This is a genomic window from Micrococcus sp. HSID17227, assembly GCF_003989405.1.
GTDB classification, from domain to species: Bacteria; Actinomycetota; Actinomycetes; order Actinomycetales; family Micrococcaceae; genus Micrococcus; species Micrococcus luteus.
On the sequence record NZ_RBLN01000026.1, the window covers coordinates 1 to 16,726 of the forward strand.

The following is a 16,726-nucleotide window of genomic DNA, read 5'->3' on the forward strand; positions in this document are numbered from 1 at the left end:
TGGGGCGCCCGGGGCCCCGGTGTCCCACATGGTGGACATTCGGCGTGTCACAGAACGTCCGGTTCCGCACAGTGGGACGTCGCGCCCGGTAGCGTCTCTTCCACCTCGGGGCCGTCGGCCCCGAGCGTCGGGGCCAGCGCCGTCCCCGTCCGAGCCCCTGCTCTCCGGAAAGGACGGCACCATGCCCGTGGCATCCTCGCCCGCCTCGGCCCCCCGCGCGGGGGGACCGGTGGATCCCTTCGTCCGCTATGCGGACGTCCCCGCCGCCCAGGGCCTCTACGACCCGTCCCGGGAGACCGAGAACTGCGGCCTCGCCGTCATCGCCACCCTGCGGGGCACCCCGGGCCACGACATCGTCCAGCACGCGCTGACCGCCCTGCGCGCGCTCGAGCACCGCGGGGCGGTGGGCGCCGACGAGGGCACCGGCGACGGCGCCGGCCTGCTGACCCAGATCCCCGACGAGCTGTTCCGTGCCGTCGTCGACGCCGAGCTGCCCCCCGTGGGCGAGTACGTCGCCGGCACCGCCTTCCTGCCGCCCGTCGACGGCGAGCGCGCCGAGGCGAAGGAGGCCGTCGAGCGGCTGGCCGAGGAGGAGGGGCTGCAGGTCCTGGCGTGGCGCGAGGTGCCCACCGACCCCTCGGCCCTGGGCGTCGGCTCCCGGGCGGCCATGCCCGCGTTCGAGCAGCTGTTCCTGTCCCTGGCGGACGGTCAGGACGGCACCGAGCCGGGGCAGTCGCTGGACGTGCGGGCGTGGCGGGTGCGCCGCCGCGCCCAGTCCCGCGCCGGCGTCTATTTCCCCTCGCTCTCGTCCCAGACGATCGTCTACAAGGGCATGCTGACGACGGCCCAGCTGGAGCCGTTCTACCCGGACCTCTCCGACGAGCGGTTCACCACCCGGCTGGGCGTGGTCCACTCGCGGTTCTCCACCAACACGTTCCCCTCGTGGCCGCTGGCCCAGCCGTTCCGCACCATCGCGCACAACGGCGAGATCAACACGGTCAAGGGCAACCGCAACTGGATGCGCGCCCGTCAGGGCCAGCTCAAGCACCCGATGCTCGGCGAGGTCCCCGAGGACCTGTTCCCGCTGATCAGCCCCATCGGCTCGGACTCGGCCTCCTTCGACGAGGTCGCGGAGCTGCTCATGCTCTCCGGGCGCCCGCTCACCCAGGCGATCATGATGATGATCCCGGAGGCGTGGGAGAACCACGCGACCATGGACCCGGCCCGCCGCGCCTTCTACCAGTACCACTCCATGCTCATGGAGCCCTGGGACGGACCGGCCGCCGTCGCCTTCTCCGACGGCACCCAGGTGGGCGCCGTGCTGGACCGCAACGGCCTGCGCCCCGCCCGCTGGTGGGTCACCGACGACGGCCTCGTCGTCCTGGCCTCCGAGGTCGGCGTCGTGCCGATCGAGCCCTCGGCGGTGGTGCGCAAGGGGCGCGTGGCCCCGGGGCGCATGTTCCTCGTGGACACCGAGCAGGGCCGGATCATCGGCGACGACGAGATCAAGGCCGAGGTCGCCTCCGCCCAGCCGTGGGAGGACTGGGTGCGCCAGAACCTCCTGGACCTGGAGTCGCTCCCCGAGCGCGAGCACGTCCGCCACACCTCCGAGTCGATCCTGCAGCGTCAGCGCATCTTCGGGTACACCTCGGAGGAGCTGCGCATCCTCGTCGGGCCGATGGCCCAGACGGGCGCCGAGCCGCTCGGTGCGATGGGCACGGACACGCCCATCGCCGTCCTCGCCAAGCGGCCCCGGCTGCTCTTCGACTACTTCGTGCAGTCCTTCGCCCAGGTGACGAACCCGCCGCTCGACGCGATCCGCGAGGAGCAGGTGACCTCGATGCGCACCGCGATCGGCCCGCAGGGCAACGTGCTCTCCCTCGAGCAGGTGCGCACCCGCCAGGTCGACGTCCCGTTCCCCGTGATCGACAACGACCAGCTGGCCCGCATCCAGCACCTGCGCGACGCCGACGGCACCCGCCTGACCCTCAAGGTGAACGGCGTGTACCGGGTGGCCGGAGGCGTCGAGGAGCTCCGCGCCCAGCTGAAGGCGATCTGCGAGCAGGTCTCGGCCGCCGTCAACCGCGGCGTGGAGTACGTGGTGCTGTCCGACCGCGGCGCCACCGCCCAGTGGGCGCCGATCCCGTCCCTGCTGCTGACCTCCGCCGTGCACCACCACCTGCTGGCCTCGGCCAACCGCACCAAGAGCTCGCTGATCGTCGAGGCGGGCGACGTGCGCGAGGTCCACCATGTGGCCGTCCTGCTCGGCTACGGGGCCTCCGCGGTCAACCCGTACCTGGCCATGGAGTCCGCCGAGGAGCTCGTGCGCACGGGGGAGGTCTCGGGCGTCACCGCCGAGCAGGCCGTGGCGAACCTGATCAAGGCGCTCGGCAAGGGCGTCCAGAAGATCATGTCCAAAATGGGCATCTCCACGGTCGCCTCCTACACCGGCGCCCAGACGTTCGAGGCGCTCGGCCTGTCCCGGCGCTTCGTGGACCGCTACTTCGTGGGCACCACGAGCCCGCTCGACGGCGTGGGCATCGACGTCGTCGCCGCCGAGATCCAGGCGCGCCACGAGTTCGCGTATCCGCCGGACGGCAACGACATCAACCCGTACCGCGAGCTCGAGGTGGGCGGCGAGTACCAGTGGCGGCGCGAGGGCGCGCCGCACCTGTTCAACCCCGAGACCGTGTTCCGCCTCCAGCACTCCACGCGGGAGCGGCGCTACGACGTCTTCAAGGACTACACGCGTCGCGTGGACGACCAGGCGGAGGAGCTCATGACCCTGCGCGGGCTCATGCGCCTGCGTACGGGCGAGCGGCCGCCGGTGCCCGTCTCCGAGGTGGAGCCCGTCGAGTCGATCGTGCGCCGCTTCTCCACCGGCGCGATGTCCTACGGCTCCATCTCGCAGGAGGCGCACGAGACCCTCGCGATCGCCATGAACCGCCTCGGCGCCCGCTCGAACTCGGGCGAGGGCGGCGAGGACCCCGAGCGCCTGCTGGACCCGGAGCGCCGCTCGAAGATCAAGCAGATCGCCTCGGGCCGGTTCGGCGTCACCAGCCTGTACCTGGCCACCGCGACCGACCTGCAGATCAAGATGGCCCAGGGCGCCAAACCCGGCGAGGGCGGCCAGCTGATGGGGACCAAGGTGTACCCGTGGGTCGCCCGCACGCGGCACTCGACCCCGGGCGTCTCCCTGGTGTCGCCGCCGCCGCACCACGACATCTACTCGATCGAGGACCTGGCGCAGCTGATCCACGACCTCAAGCGGGCCAACCCGACCGCGCGGGTCCACGTCAAGCTCGTCTCCGAGTCCGGCGTGGGCACGGTGGCCGCGGGCGTCGCCAAGGCGCGCGCCGACGTCGTGCTCATCTCCGGCCACGACGGCGGAACGGGCGCCTCCCCGCTGAACTCCCTCAAGCACGCGGGCACCCCGTGGGAGATCGGCCTGGCCGAGGCGCAGCAGACGCTCATGCTCAACGGCCTGCGCGAGCGCGTCACCGTCCAGGTGGACGGGCAGCTCAAGACCGGCCGGGACGTCGTGATCGCCGCACTGCTCGGGGCCGAGGAGTTCGGCTTCGCGACCGCCCCGCTCGTGGTCTCCGGCTGCATCATGATGCGCGTGTGCCACCTGGACACGTGCCCCGTGGGCGTGGCCACCCAGAACCCCGAGCTGCGCGCGCGCTTCACGGGCAAGCCCGAGTTCGTCGTCAACTTCTTCGAGTTCATCGCGCAGGAGGTCCGCGAGCTGCTCTCGCAGCTGGGCTTCCGCACGCTCGACGAGGCGATCGGCCACCGCGAGCTGCTCGACGTGGACGCGGCCCTGCACCACTGGAAGTCCGAGGGCCTGGACCTCTCGGGCATCCTCGCGGACCCCTCCGTCGGCCGGCGTCCGGGCCACGAGGACGCGCCCATGCGCCGCACCACCGAGCAGGACCACGACCTCGCCTCCCACATCGACCACCGGTTCATCGCCCGGCTGGGGGACACGCTCACGACGGGCACGCCCGTCGTGATGGACGAGGCCGTCGTGAACACGGACCGGTCCGTGGGCACGCTGCTGGGCTACCACGTCACGAGCACGCGGCTCGCCGACGAGCTGGACGACGACACGATCACCGTGCGCCTGACGGGCGAGGCCGGCCAGTCCCTCGGCGCCTTCCTGCCCGCCGGCGTCACCCTGCGGCTCTCGGGCGACGCCAACGACTACGTCGGCAAGGGCCTGTCGGGGGGACGCGTGATCGTCCGCCCCGACGCCGAGGCCCCGTTCGTGGCCGAGGAGAACACCGTGGCCGGCAACGTGATCGGCTACGGCGCCACCTCGGGCCAGCTGTTCCTGCGCGGCCGCGTGGGGGAGCGGTTCCTCGTGCGCAACTCCGGCGCCACCGCGGTGGCCGAGGGCATCGGCGACCACGGCCTGGAGTACATGACCGGCGGTGAGGCGCTGATCCTCGGCGAGACCGGCCGCAACCTCGCCGCCGGCATGTCCGGCGGGCGGGCCTGGGTGCTGGACCTGGACCGGGAGGACCTGAACCCACTCGCCGTCCGCGAGGACGCCCTGATCCTCGAGGCGCCGTCCGCGCAGGACCGGCTGCGGATCGCCGAGCTGCTGGAGCTGCACCGCGCGGAGACGGGCTCCGCCGTCGCCGCCGCGCTGCTCGCCGACCTGCGGGCCGGCGGGGACGCCGCCGACGCCGCGTGGGACCGCTTCACGACCGTCCTGCCCCGGCAGTACGACCTCGTGCTGCGCACCCGTCAGGCCGCGACGGCCGAGGGACTCGACCCGGACGGGGAGGCCGTCTGGGACCGACTGCTGGAGGTGACCCGTGGCTGATCCGCGCGGATTCCTGAAGAACCGGGAGCGCGTCGAGCGCCCCACGCGTCCGGTGCCGGTGCGCATCATGGACTTCAAGGACGTGTACGTCCGCCAGGACGAGGCGATCGTGCGCACCCAGGCCGGCCGGTGCATGGACTGCGGCATCCCGTTCTGCCACTCCGGGTGCCCGCTGGGCAACCTCATCCCGGAGTGGAACGACCTGGTCCGGCGGGGACGCTGGGCCGAGGCCGCCGCGCGACTGCACTCGACCAACAACTTCCCCGAGGTCACCGGGCGGATCTGCCCCGCCCCGTGCGAGGACTCCTGCACCCTGGGCATCAACCAGCCCGCGGTCACCATCAAGCAGACCGAGGTGGCGATCGCGGAGCAGATCTTCGACAACGACTGGCTCGAGCCGGTCGTGCCGGCCCGCCTGAACGGCCACACCGTGGCCGTCGTCGGCTCGGGCCCGGCGGGACTGGCCGCGGCGCAGCAGCTCACCCGCGCCGGCTTCACCGTGGTGGTCTACGAGCGCGACGAGCGCCTCGGCGGCCTGCTGCGGCTGGGCATCCCGGACTTCAAGCTGGAGAAGGACGTCCTGGACCGGCGCCTGGCGCAGATGGAGGCCGAGGGCACCCGGTTCCGCACCGGCGTGGAGATCGGCGTCGACCTGCCCTGGGACCAGCTCAAGGCCCGCTTCGACGCCGTGATCGTGGCGACCGGCGCCCCCGTGGCCCGCGAGCTGCCCGTCCCCGGCCGCGGCCTCGACGGGATCCACCTCGCCATGGACTACCTCGTGCAGTCCAACCGCGCGGTCGCCGGCGACGAGGTCCCGGACCAGATCTCCGCCGAGGGGCGCCACGTGGTGATCCTCGGCGGCGGCGACACGGGCGCGGACTGCATCGGCACCGCGCACCGCCAGGGGGCGGCGTCCGTGACGACGCTGGCGATCGGCCAGCAGCTGCCGGTCGAGCGCCCCGTCCACCAGCCGTGGCCCACGATCCCCAAGGTCCACCAGCAGACCACGGCCGACGCCGAGGGCGGCGCCCGCGCGCACCTTGCCTCCACGGTCGAGTTCCTCGGCGACGAGCACGGCCGCGTGCGCGCCCTGCGCGTGGCGGAGACCGAGTACCGCGAGGACGGCACGCGCGGGCCCAAGGCGGGCACCGAGCGCGAGGTCCAGGCGGACCTGGTGCTGCTGGCGCTGGGCTTCACCGGCATCGAGGAGGGGCTGCTCACGCAGCAGCTCGGCGTGCACGTGACACGCGGGCTCGTGGCCCGGAAGGACGGGTACGAGACCGACGAGCCGGGCGTGTTCGCGTGCGGCGACGCCGGGCGCGGCGCCTCCCTGGTGGTCTGGGCCATCGCCGAGGGGCGTGCGTGCGCGCAGGAGGTCGACGAGTCGCTCGAGCGCTGGTCCCGACTGCCGCACCCCGTGGACCCGGACGACCGCGGCCTCGTCCTCGGCTGAGTCCTCCGTCTCATCTTCCGACGCCACGCGGGCCCGCCCTCCACCGAGGGCGGGCCCGCCCCCTATCGTGGGTCGCATGCGACACGCGAAGATCATCGCCACCTTTGGGCCCGCCACCGACTCCGACGAGACCACCCGCGCCATCATCCGCGCGGGGGCGGACGTCGTCCGCCTCAACATGAGCCACGGCGACCACGCGGTGCATGAGACGTCCTACGAGCGGGTGCGTCGGCTGAGCGTGGAGGAGCGGCGCCCGGTCGCGATCTTCGCGGACCTCCAGGGCCCCAAGATCCGCCTCGGCCGCTTCACCGACGGCCCGCATCTGCTCGAGAGGGGCGATCGGATCACCATCACCACCCGGGACGTGCCCGGGACCCGCGAGCTGGTCGGCACCACCCACAAGGGGCTGCCCGGGGACGTCGCCCCCGGTGACGTGCTCCTGGTGGACGACGGCAAGGTGCGCCTGCGCGCCGTCGAGGTCACGGACACGGACGTGCTGGCCGAGGTCGAGGTGCCGGGCATGGTCTCGGACAACAAGGGGATCAACCTGCCCGGCGTGGCGGTGAACGTGCCGGCCCTGTCCGAGAAGGACGAGCGGGACCTGCGCTGGGCGCTGCGCACCGGCGTGGACATGGTGGCGCTGTCCTTCGTGCGGGACGCCGCGGACGTGGACCGGGTGCACGAGATCATGGACGAGGAGGAGCGCCGGGTCCCGGTCATCGCCAAGATCGAGAAGCCCCAGGCGGTGGAGAACCTCGAGGCCATCGTGGACGCGTTCGACGCCATCATGGTGGCCCGCGGCGACCTCGGCGTGGAGCTGCCGCTCGAGGACGTGCCCGTGGTGCAGAAGCGCGCAGTGGACCTCGCCCGCCGCTGGGCGAAGCCGGTCATCGTGGCCACGCAGGTGCTCGAGTCGATGATCGACAGCCCGCGCCCGACGCGCGCCGAGGCCTCGGACTGCGCCAACGCCGTGCTCGACGGCGCGGACGCCGTCATGCTCTCGGGCGAGACCTCGGTGGGCGCGTATCCGGTCGAGACGGTCCAGACGATGGCCCGGATCATCGAGTCCACCGAGACCCACGGCCTCGAGCTCATCCACCCGCTCGGCTCGCGTCCCCGCACGCGCGGCGGCGCGATCACCCGGGCCGCCGTCGAGGTCGCGAACCAGCTCGAGATCCCGTTCCTCGCCACGTTCACCGAGTCCGGCGACTCGGCCCGTCGGCTCAGCCGCCTGCGGCCGCGTCAGCCGATCTACGCGTTCACCCACCACGAGCACACGCACAACATCCTGTGCCTGACCTGGGGCGTCTACCCGAAGATGGTCCCGTTCCAGGACTCCACGGACAAGATGACCCTCCAGGTGGAGCAGTCGCTCACATCGGAGGGCATCGCCCAGCACGGCGACCTCGTGGTCATCGCCGCCGGGTCCCCTCCCGGGGCCGTGGGCTCCACGAACACGCTGCGCGTGCACCGCGTGGGCGACGACGCCGCGGGCGGCTCGTCCGCCGCCTCGCCGCAGACGCGCGAGCCGGTCGGCTTCTGGCCGGCCCGCTCCCCGCTCTGACGAGCGCGCGGGCGCCGCTCAGCCGACCTGGTCGATGACGGCCTGCGCGACCTCCCGCATGGTCAGGCGCCGGTCCATGGAGGTCTTCTGGATCCAGCGGAAGGACTCGGCCTCGGTCAGGCGCATCCGCTCCTGGAGCAGCGCCTTGGCCCGGTCCACGATCTTGCGGGTCTCCAGGCGGTCGCCCAGGTCCCGCACCTCGGCCTCGAGGCTGCGCAGCTCGTCGAAGCGGGCCACGGCCAGTTCGATGGCGGGGACCAGGTCGGCCTCGGTGAAGGGCTTGACCACGTAGGCCATGGCCCCGGCGGTCCGGGCGCGCTCCACCAGCTCGCGCTGGCTGAAGGCGGTCAGCATGACCACGGGGGCGAGCCGTTCCCCGGCGATCTCGCCCGCAGCCGCGATGCCGTCCATCACGGGCATCTTCACGTCCATCACCACGATGTCCGGGCGGTGCTCGCGCACGGCCTCGACGGCGGCGCGGCCGTCGCCGGCCTCGGCGACCACCCGGTAGCCCGCCCCGGTGAGCACCTCCACCAGGTCGAGGCGGATGAGGGTCTCGTCCTCGGCGACGACGGCCCGCAGGCCGGTCTCCTCGGGAGGCGTCAGCGTGGACACGGCAGCTCCTTCGCGCGGGCCGGGACGGCGTCGGTGCGGCGCCGCTGGTGGTCCACCAGGCTACCGTGCGCGATGAGTGCGGCGCGGGCGCGGCGGCGGTGACCCCCCCGCCGGAAGGCCGGGGACGCCGGGTCGGGGCGCTGATAGGGTGATCGAGTCCCGCCTCCGGGCGGCACTGCCCGAATGGTGGAATCGGTAGACACGCCGCACTCAAAATGCGGTGCCGAGAGGCGTGTGGGTTCGAGTCCCACTTCGGGCACCGTCGGCGCGCGGCCACCCGCCGTGGGCGCCGTGTCCGTGACCGATCGACCCGAGATGAGTGGTGTCCTGTGCTCCTGACCAGCCTCCTGCTGACCCTCCTCTCGGTGGTGGCGGCCGTCCCGGCCTCCCGGGCGCTGGGCAGGGACGCGGGCTGGGTCCTGGCCGCACCCCTGCTGGCCGCGGCCGGCGTGCTGATCGCGGCGTGGACGGGCGACGTCCGGACGGAGCACCATCCGTGGATCCCCGCGGTCGGGGTGGACCTCGACCTCCGGCTGAACGGCCTGGCCCTGGTGTTCGCCATGATCGTCCTCGTCATCGGCGCCGCGATCCTCGCCTACTCCAGCCGGTACCTCAGTCGGGACCGCACGGAGAGCCGACCCGGCTCCTTCTACCTGCTGATGACCGCGTTCGCGGCGTCGATGCTGCTGCTGGTGCTCGCCGACAACATCGTGGTCCTCTTCGTCGCGTGGGAGTTCACCTCCTTCACCTCCTTCTTCCTCATCGGGCGCTCGGGGGACCATGCCCGCGACCCCGCGATCCGGACCCTGCTCGTGACCGTGGGCGGCGGCCTCGCGCTGCTGGCCGCCGTCGCCCTCATGGCCGTGCGGACCGGCACTGCCTCGCTGTCCGGGGTGTTGGCCTCGGACGTGTGGTCCGAGGCGGGCTTCACCACCACGGTCGCCGTCCTGCTGGCGGTGGCCGCGTTCACCAAGTCCGCCCAGTTCCCGTTCCAGGCGTGGCTGCCGGACTCCATGGTGGCCATCTCCCCGGTCTCCGCCTACCTGCACGCCGCGGCGATGGTCAAGGCCGGCATCTTCCTGCTGCTGGTGTTCAGCCCGGTCCTGGCCGGGAACCCGGTGTGGTCCGCGCTGTTGATCGGCTCGGGCCTCATCACGGCCCTGCTGGGCGCCGTCTCCGCGATCCGTCGCCACGACCTCAAGGGTCTGCTGGCCTACTCCACGATGAGCCAGTTGGGCCTGCTGGTGACCGCCATCGGCATCGGCACCCCCGTCGCGCTTACCGCGGCGATCGTGCACACCGTGGCGCACGCGCTGTTCAAGTCGGCGCTGTTCATGCTGATCGGCGTGGTCGACCACGAGGCCGGCACCCGCGACCTGCGAGAGCTCGCGGCCCGCCACGTGCGCATGCCGGTCACCGGCACGGCGATCGCCGTCGCCGCCCTGTCGATGGCGGGCATCCCGCCGCTGTTCGGCTTCATCTCCAAGGAGGGCCTGGTCGAGGCCGCTCTCGGGACCCCCGGTCCCGCATGGCTCCCCGTCCTCGTCACCGCCGGCATCGCCCTGACCTCCGTGTTCACCGTGGCCTACTCCGGCCGTCTCGTGCTCGGCGCCCTGGGCCTCTGGGGTCCAAGCCCGGACGGGGCCGCCCATTCGTGGCCGACCGGCCGGGAGGACGAGGTCCACGAGGCTCCTGCCACCTTCTGGGGCGTGCCCGTGCTGGCCGCGGCCGCGGGCGTGGCCCTGGGCCTGCTGCCCGGTGTGCTGGACACCCCCGTCTCCTACGCGGCCGAGGCCGCCTCCGGCGCGGAGGTGCACGCGCACCTGGCGCTGTGGCACGGCGTGAACACGGCCCTGCTCGTCTCCGCCGCCATCATCGTGCTCGGTCTGCTGCTGGTGGCCTTGCGCCGCCCGGTGGAGCGCGTGGCCTCCCACGCCGCCCTGCCGTTCTCCGCCCTGGATGCGGTGGACGAGGTTCGGCACCGGCTGATCGGCGTCGGCGCGGTCGTCTCGCGCGCCTCCGGCACCCTGGCTCCCCGCCCCCACCTCCTCATCCCCGCCCTGGTCCTGGGGCTCCTCGCCGTGGCCGGTGTCGCCACGATCGAGGATTTGCCCGCCGTCGTCGGCCAGCCCTCGCGCTGGCACGACTGGGTGCTGGTCGTCCTGGTGGGTGCCGGCGTGATCGCCACCATCCGCGCCAAGACGCGCATCGCCGCCATGGTGGTGGTCGGCGTCGTAGGGTTCGGCATGACCCTGTGGTTCCTCACCCTCGGCGCCGTGGACGTGGCCCTGACCCAGCTGATGGTCGAGGTGCTCACGGTGTGCGTCATGGTGCTGCTGCTGCGCCGCCTGCCCGCCCGCTTCAGCGACGAGCCGACCCCGCGCAGGATGCAGGCGGTCCTCGCCGCCTCCGTCGCCGGCGTCGCCGCGACCCTGGGCGTGCTCGCGTTCACCGGCCGCTCCAGCATGTCGGAGATCGCCCACTTCTACCTGACCCAGAGCTATGCCCAGGCTGGGGGGACCAACGTGGTGAACGTGATCCTCGTGGACTTCCGCGCCGTGGACACGTGGGGCGAGATGACCGTGCTCGGGGCGACGGCGCTGACCATCGCGGCCCTGTTGCTCAACCGTCGGCCGACGCCTCCACAGCCCTCCGCCGTGGACATGCGCTCCCCACTCGCCCACGTGCGCGAGAACCTCGTCCACATCCGGGTGTTCGGCCGTGTCTTCGGCGTGCTGATCATCCTGCTGTCCGCGTTCCTGCTGCTGCGCGGGCACTACGAGCCCGGCGGCGGCTTCATCGCCGCACTGGTCGCCGGTGCCGGCTACGCCCTGCTCTACCTGGCCGCCGACTCGGACACGGCCCCAGAGTTGCGGTGGCCGTACCTGGCCTTCATCGGCTCGGGCATCGCCGTCGGCACCGCGACGGGGATCGTCGGTTACCTCACCGGCAAGGGCTTCCTCGGAGCCGCGGGAGTGAAGGTCCTGGACTACGGGCTCTCCACCACGCTCGCGTTCGACATGGGCGTGTACCTGGCCGTGATCGGCCTGATCGTGGCCGCGTTCTCCCTGCTCGGCCCCGAGCGGCCGGGTGAGGACCCGCTCCGCGCCTCGAGCCGTGACCCCGGCGTCGCGCCGGCGGCCCCGTCCTCCGATCCCTCGGCCCCGACCACCACGACTGCACGAGAGGAGGTCACCCGATGACCGTCGCCCTTACCGTGGGACTTCTGACCTTCGGCGCGTTCTACCTGTTCTCCAAGCGCGAGCTGCTGCGCGTGATCCTCGGCATGGTCCTGCTGGGCCACGCCGCCAACCTGGCCATCATCGCCGCGGGCGGCACCGACCGCCGCGGGCTGCCCTTCGCGGGGACCTCAGACGTCGAGGTGCAGGCCGATGCCCTGCCGCAGGCCTTCGTCCTGACCGCTATCGTGATCGCCTTCGCGATCACCGTGCTGCTGCTCGCGCTGGCCGTCACCGGGCGCGCGGACGACGCGGTGGCCTCGCCGGGGGAGACCCGCGACTCCCTGGAGCAGGCCGCCGCCGACGCACGCTTCCCGCGCGAGGAGCGGCACGCCGCGGCCGGCCGGATCGCGCAGCACTACGCCGGCCAGGGCCCGGAGGTGCGTCGATGAGCGCCGTCCCGCTGGGCCAGCTGCTGCCCCTCTTCGCCGCCGTCCCGCTGCTGTCCGCCGGTCTGCTCGTGCTGGCGGGGGAGCGTCCCCGCCTCCACCGGGCAGTCCTGTTCGCGGTGCTCGGACTCGTCACCACCGGCGGGCTGGCCCTGGGCGTCCACGCCCTCGACGGGTCCGTGCTCGCCACCTCGCTGGGCGGCTGGCCCGGGGGCATCGGGATCGGCTTCGCAGCGGACATGCTGTCCGCCCTGATGCTCGTGCTCACGAGCGCCCTCACGATCGTGGGCGCGGCGTTCGCCTACGGCTCCCGCGTCGCTAACTCCCAGTTCTTCGCCCCGCTGCTCCTGATCCTCATCGGCGGAGTCAACGGCGCCCTGCTGACGGCGGACCTGTTCAACCTGTTCGTGTTCATCGAGGTCATGTTGGTGCCCAGCTACGGCCTCTACGTCCTCTCCGCCAACCGCCGTGAGCCCCTGCGCCGAGTGGACGGGGCGCGGCTGTACGTCACCCTCAACCTGCTAACCTCCACGATCCTTCTGGTCGGCGTCGGCTTCGTCTACGGGCTGACCGGCTCGGTGAACCTCGCGATGCTCGCCGGGTCCGCCGCGGCGGACCCACGCATCGCGATCGCCGCGGGCATGGTGCTGTTCGCACTGTCCATTAAGGCCTCGGTGGCCCCGCTGCACGGCTGGCTGGCCTGGGCGTACTCCTCGACCTCCCCGGCGGTGACGGCCCTCTTCGCCGCCCTGCACACCAAGGTCGCCGTGTACGGGCTCTACCGGATCTACTCCGTCATGTACGACGGCGATGCGCGTCTGCTGCCGCTCATCCTGGTCCTGTCCCTCGCCACCCTCGTGGTGGGTGCGCTCGCCTCGGTCGGTGAGCACGGTGTGCGCGCCGTGTTGTCGTGGCAGATGGTGAGCGGCATCGGCGGCATCCTCGTCGGACTCGGGCTCTCCACGCGCCTGGGTCTCGCGGCGGGCCTGTTCTACCTCGTGCACCACATGGTGGCGATGGGCTGCCTCCTGATGGCGGCCGGCGCGATCGAGGTGCGCTACGGCACCGGCCGTCTCGCGGACCTGCAGGGCCTGGCCCGGCGCGAGCCGCTGATCGCCGTCGCCTTCTTCGTGGGCCTGCTCTCCCTGGTCGGCATCCCGCCCTTCTCCGGGTTCGTGGGCAAGCTCATGCTCGTCAGCGCCGGCCTGGACGCCGGCCGCGGTGTCACCGCTGCGCTGGTGCTGGGCGCCTCCCTGGTGAGCCTGTGGGCTCTGCTGCGGGTGTGGGACGCCTGGTTCTGGGGCGCTCCGACGGCCCCACACGGGCACCGCGAGCGCCTGGCCACCGCGGCCATGCCCATCGTGGGCCGGGCGGGCTCCGTGCCGTCGCCCTCTGGCCGCGGCTCGAGCACCGACCACGAGCGCACCGAGTCGTGGGCCTCGCAGGAAACCCTCGATCCGCCCACGGGCGTGCTGCCGGTGACCGTGGATCCGGACGAGGACGTCACGCGCTCCCGCATCCCAGGCCGGCTGGCCGCCCCCGCCGTCGTCCTAGCTATGGCCACCCTCGCCCTCGGGCTCGGCGGTCAGGCCCTGTGGACCGTCACCGACCTCGCGGCTCAGGGCCTGATGGACCCCAGCAGGTACATCGAGGCGGTGCTCAACCCATGAGCACCGCACTCCCGCAGCCTCCGGAAGGAGACGCCCCCATGCACACCGTCGCCCCCGCCGACGGGACCGTCGACCTGGCGCCCGGCACGGCCTCCGCCGTGTCCTGGCCTTGGCGGTGGCTCGTGTTCTGGTGCTGGTACGCGTGGGCCCTGGTGACCTCTTCGAAGGCGGTCATCAAGGACCTCGTCACCCCCGGCGTCCAGGCGCGCTCGGGCATCGCCCGCGTGCGCAGCAACTGCCGCACGGACGCCGAGGTCACCCTGCTCTCGGCGCTGATCACCCTGACGCCCGGCACGTTGACGCTGGGCACCCGGCGTGCCGGCGCCGTCGGTGACGAGGACGGTGACCCGGACGCGCGGCGCCTGCTCTACGTGCACGGCCTGTACGCTGACGACGCCGACGCCCTGCGCGCGGAGATCCACGACATGGAGGCGCGCATGCTCCACGCGATGCGGAAGACGGGGGTGGCATGATGCCCTTCGCCTACGACTGGTCCCTGGTGGGGATCGACCTGGCCATCGCGCTGCTGACCGTGTCGGCGCTCGTGTCCGCGTACCGGATCGTGGTGGGCCCGCTCGACGCGGACCGCGCGGTCTCGGGCGACCTGCTCACGTTCAGCGTGCTCGGGATGCTCGTGCTGTTCGGCGTCCGGGCGGACAACCCGTGGACGTTCGACTTGGTCCTGATCGCCGCGGTCGTGGCCTTCCTGTCCGGCATGTCCCTGGCCCGCGCGCTCACGCGCGGCGAGCGTTGAGGAGGTCGCACCCGTGGACGTCGTCCTGACCGCCGCCGGCTCCGTGCTCGTGGTGATCGGAGCCCTTGCGTTCGTCACCGCGGGACTCGGTCTGATCCGGTTCCCCGACCCCTACACCCGCGTCTCCGCCGTGGGCACCGCCGGCGGCGTCGGGATGATCCTGATCGTGGTGGGCGCCCTGCTACTGGCCCCGGGGGTGGCCGCGTTCGTGAAGGTGGCCCTGATCCTGGTGCTGCAGCTGGGCTCGGCCTCGGTGGCCACCATGGCCCTGGGCCGCTCGGCCTACCTCACTGGGGTGCCCATGAATCCGGGGCACTACGACGAGCTCGCCGAGGATACCCCCGGCCGCGAGGGTGGCCGAGCGGCCCCGCGCCTTCCGGACATGGACTGAGGCACGGGCCGGCCCGCCCGGGCGGCGTGCCTCAGCGCGCGTCGAGGAGCATGTTCGTCATGCGCACGGTCGAGAGCCGCCGGCCCTGCTCGTCCGTCATCACCACCTCATGGGTGACGAGGGTGCCGCCCAGGTGGACGGCGGTCGCGGTGCCGGTCACGAGGCCCGAGCGGACGGCCCGGTGGTGCGTGGCGCTGATCTCGACCCCGACGACGTTGCGGTCCGGCCCGGCGTGGATCTTCGCGGCCATCGAGCCCAGGGACTCGGCGAGGACGAGGTGGGCGCCGCCGTGCAGCAGCCCGACGGGCTGCTCGTTGCCCGCCACGGGCAGCGTGGCGACGGCGCGCTCGGCCGTGAGCTCGAGGAAGCGCAGACCCATCTTCTGGGCGAGGGGGCTGATCGCCGCGCCGCCGAGGGCGGTGACAAGCTCGGGCGTCAGACCGGCCTCGGCGCAGGCCGCCTCCAGCTCGGCGGGGCTCAGCTCGGGGGTGACGCCGGGGCGGTACACGCGCTCGGAGGCGGCGGGGGTGGTCTCGGTGTGCTCACTCATGAGCACTAGGCTGGCACACGCGACCGGCGCGCCCCGCGCCGCGCGCCGAGAGGAGACGTGAGCACCCATGGCGGCAGATCCGACCCCAGAGGCCCCGCAGCGGCTGCTGGTCCTGGACGGACACTCGATGGCGTTCCGCGCGTTCTACGCGCTGCCCGCCGAGAACTTCGCCACGGACACGGGCCAGAACACGAACGCCGTGTACGGCTTCACCGCCATGCTCCTGACCATGATCCGGCAGCAGCGGCCCACGCACGTGGCCGTGGCGTTCGACCTCTCCGGGCCCACGTTCCGCTCCGAGGAGTACGGTGAGTACAAGGCGGGCCGCTCCGAGACGCCCGCGGAGTTCGCGGGCCAGATCGAGCTGACCGTGAAGGTCATGGAGGCCCTGGGCATCCCCACGCTCACGCTGGAGGGCTACGAGGCCGACGACATCGTGGCCACGCTGTCCGCGCGCGCCGAGGAGGCGGGGTGGGAGGCCGTCGTCGTCTCCGGTGACAGGGACGCGTTCCAGCTCATCTCCGAGCGCACCACCGTGCTCTACCCCAAGAAGGGCGTCTCCGACATCCCGCCGATGGACGCGGACGCCGTCATGGCCAAGTACGGGGTCGCCCCCGCCCAGTACCCCGAGCTCGCGGCCCTCGTCGGCGAGGCCGCGGACAACCTGCCCGGCGTCCCCGGCGTCGGTCCCGGGTTCGCCGCGAAATGGCTGAAGCAGTACGGGGACCTCGACGGCGTGCTCGCACACGCGCACGAGATCACGGGCAAGAAGGGGGAGGCGCTGCGCGAGCATCTCGAGGACGTGCGCCGCAACCGCCGCCTCAACGCCCTCGTGCGCGACCTCGACCTGCCGATCGGGCTCGAGGCGATGCGGCTCGAGATGCCCGAGCGCGAGCCCGTGGAGGAGCTGTTCGACGCGCTGCAGTTCAACCGCATCCGGGAGCGCGTGTTCGAGGTGTTCGGCGAGCGGGTGGGCGAGGACGCGCCGCCCCCCGAGGTCGAGGCCGCCCCGGAGTTCACCGAGGCGACGACGGCCGAGGACGTGCGATCCTTCCTCGCCGCCGAGGCCGGCAACCTGCTCGGCGTCCACGTGGACGTCGAGGGCCCGGCCCTGCTGCCCCGCCGCAAGGTGCCCGTGCCCGGCACGTTCGGCACGCCCGTCGGCGTCGCGCTGGTGGGCGAGCACGCGGGCCTGCACGTCACCCTCGACGGCGACGCCCCGGACCCGGCGCTGGTGGCCGCCGTGCGCGAGGCCCTGGGCGAGGGC

12 protein-coding genes and 1 tRNA gene are annotated in these 16,726 nt (G+C 72.7%); 11 read left to right on the plus strand and 2 right to left on the minus strand.

The window, feature by feature from the left end; all coding sequences use genetic code 11:
• The first annotated feature begins 181 nt into the window (after positions 1-181).
• The 3 genes from gltB (at position 182) to pyk (ending at position 7,851) form a co-directional block, all read left to right on the plus strand.
• Entirely contained in the window at positions 182-4,834 is a 4,653-nt protein-coding gene (gene gltB, locus D8M29_RS02960) for a glutamate synthase large subunit (RefSeq protein WP_049147614.1), read from the plus strand.
• On the plus strand, positions 4,827-6,287 hold the full coding sequence (locus D8M29_RS02965; protein WP_049147616.1) for a glutamate synthase subunit beta: 1,461 nt from the start codon (positions 4,827-4,829) through the stop codon (positions 6,285-6,287). The genes gltB and D8M29_RS02965 overlap by 8 nt, the downstream gene beginning before the upstream one ends.
• A gap of 76 nt (positions 6,288-6,363) precedes the next feature.
• Positions 6,364-7,851: a pyruvate kinase gene (gene pyk, locus D8M29_RS02970; protein ID WP_010078753.1), complete on the plus strand. Its 1,488-nt coding sequence runs from the start codon at positions 6,364-6,366 to the stop codon at positions 7,849-7,851.
• Between the two features lie 18 nt (positions 7,852-7,869).
• Here pyk and D8M29_RS02975 read toward each other — a convergent pair whose 3' ends face one another.
• Positions 7,870-8,466: an ANTAR domain-containing response regulator gene (locus tag D8M29_RS02975; protein WP_010078752.1), complete on the minus strand. Its 597-nt coding sequence runs from the start codon at positions 8,464-8,466 to the stop codon at positions 7,870-7,872.
• Between the two features lie 177 nt (positions 8,467-8,643).
• On the opposite strand from D8M29_RS02975, the gene D8M29_RS02980 reads away from it, so the two are divergent.
• From D8M29_RS02980 to D8M29_RS03010, 7 genes are all read left to right on the plus strand, one after another.
• Positions 8,644-8,725, plus strand: a tRNA-Leu gene (locus D8M29_RS02980).
• A gap of 70 nt (positions 8,726-8,795) precedes the next feature.
• Positions 8,796-11,669 (plus strand): DUF4040 family protein, encoded by a 2,874-nt coding sequence (locus D8M29_RS02985; protein ID WP_044658966.1) that lies wholly within the window; start codon positions 8,796-8,798, stop codon positions 11,667-11,669.
• On the plus strand, positions 11,666-12,097 hold the full coding sequence (locus D8M29_RS02990) for a cation:proton antiporter subunit C (protein WP_010078750.1): 432 nt from the start codon (positions 11,666-11,668) through the stop codon (positions 12,095-12,097). Before D8M29_RS02985 ends, D8M29_RS02990 begins: the two co-directional genes overlap by 4 nt.
• The gene (locus D8M29_RS02995) at positions 12,094-13,764 is read left to right on the plus strand and encodes a monovalent cation/H+ antiporter subunit D family protein (protein ID WP_010078749.1); all 1,671 of its coding nucleotides are present in this window, start codon (positions 12,094-12,096) and stop codon (positions 13,762-13,764) included. Before D8M29_RS02990 ends, D8M29_RS02995 begins: the two co-directional genes overlap by 4 nt.
• 38 nt (positions 13,765-13,802) lie before the next feature.
• Positions 13,803-14,237 carry a Na+/H+ antiporter subunit E gene (locus D8M29_RS03000; protein WP_010078748.1) on the plus strand — a complete coding sequence of 145 codons (435 nt, stop codon included), beginning with the start codon at positions 13,803-13,805 and terminating at the stop codon, positions 14,235-14,237.
• The gene (locus D8M29_RS03005) at positions 14,234-14,518 is read left to right on the plus strand and encodes a monovalent cation/H+ antiporter complex subunit F (protein WP_127435056.1); all 285 of its coding nucleotides are present in this window, start codon (positions 14,234-14,236) and stop codon (positions 14,516-14,518) included. Before D8M29_RS03000 ends, D8M29_RS03005 begins: the two co-directional genes overlap by 4 nt.
• A gap of 13 nt (positions 14,519-14,531) precedes the next feature.
• Complete coding sequence (locus D8M29_RS03010) at positions 14,532-14,909, plus strand: monovalent cation/H(+) antiporter subunit G (protein ID WP_041102700.1); 378 nt, start codon at positions 14,532-14,534, stop codon at positions 14,907-14,909.
• Positions 14,910-14,940: 31 nt separating this feature from the next.
• Here D8M29_RS03010 and D8M29_RS03015 read toward each other — a convergent pair whose 3' ends face one another.
• Positions 14,941-15,459 (minus strand): PaaI family thioesterase, encoded by a 519-nt coding sequence (locus tag D8M29_RS03015; RefSeq protein WP_127435055.1) that lies wholly within the window; start codon positions 15,457-15,459, stop codon positions 14,941-14,943.
• A 67-nt stretch (positions 15,460-15,526) separates the two neighbouring features.
• Between D8M29_RS03015 and D8M29_RS03020 the strand changes: the two genes are divergently transcribed.
• Positions 15,527-16,726 (plus strand): 5'-3' exonuclease H3TH domain-containing protein (locus tag D8M29_RS03020; RefSeq protein WP_305034211.1); only part of this gene is annotated, 1,200 nt, incomplete at its 3' end.